At 55.1% G+C, this 738-nt stretch carries 2 protein-coding genes and 1 pseudogene; 1 reads left to right on the forward strand and 2 read right to left on the reverse strand.

All coding sequences use genetic code 11. The features are described 5' to 3' along the window. On the reverse strand, positions 1 to 106 hold a 106-nt coding region (locus C3486_RS36690), incomplete at its 3' end, for a Rop family plasmid primer RNA-binding protein (RefSeq protein WP_025174196.1). A 64-nt stretch (positions 107 to 170) separates the two neighbouring features. Here C3486_RS36690 and C3486_RS38895 point away from each other — a divergent pair. After that, complete coding sequence (locus C3486_RS38895; protein WP_081450183.1) at positions 171 to 506, forward strand: hypothetical protein; 336 nt, start codon at positions 171 to 173, stop codon at positions 504 to 506. A gap of 17 nt (positions 507 to 523) precedes the next feature. Here the strand turns inward: C3486_RS38895 and C3486_RS36700 are convergent. After that, positions 524 to 738 (reverse strand): annotated as a pseudogene (locus C3486_RS36700) (hypothetical protein); the annotation flags it as partial.

Consider the following 738-nt stretch of genomic DNA (forward strand, 5'->3'; position numbering starts at 1 on the left):
CTGCCTGTTCATCCGCGTCCAGCTCGTTGAGTTTCTCCAGAAGCGTTAATGTCTGGCTTCTGATAAAGCGGGCCATGTTAAGGGCGGTTTTTTCCTGTTTGGTCACTGATGCCTCCGTGTAAGGGGGATTTCTGTTCATGGGGGTAATGATACCGATGAAACGAGAGAGGATGCTCACGATACGGGTTACTGATGATGAACATGCCCGGTTACTGGAACGTTGTGAGGGTAAACAACTGGCGGTATGGATGCGGCGGGACCAGAGAAAAATCACTCAGGGTCAATGCCAGCGCTTCGTTAATACAGATGTAGGTGTTCCACAGGGTAGCCAGCAGCATCCTGCGATGCAGATCCGGAACATAATGGTGCAGGGCGCTGACTTCCGCGTTTCCAGACTTTACGAAACACGGAAACCGAAGACCATTCATGTTGTTGCTCAGGTCGCAGACGTTTTGCAGCAGCAGTCGCTTCACGTTCGCTCGCGTATCGGTGATTCATTCTGCTAACCAGTAAGGCAACCCCGCCAGCCTAGCCGGGTCCTCAACGACAGGAGCACGATCATGCGCACCCGTGGGGCCGCCATGCCGGCGATAATGGCCTGCTTCTCGCCGAAACGTTTGGTGGCGGGACCAGTGACGAAGGCTTGAGCGAGGGCGTGCAAGATTCCGAATACCGCAAGCGACAGGCCGATCATCGTCGCGCTCCAGCGAAAGCGGTCCTCGCCGAAAATGACCCAGA

Origin of the sequence: Streptomyces sp. Ru73, from assembly GCF_002920575.1 — a bacterium.
Taxonomy (GTDB): Bacteria; Actinomycetota; Actinomycetes; order Streptomycetales; family Streptomycetaceae; genus Streptomyces.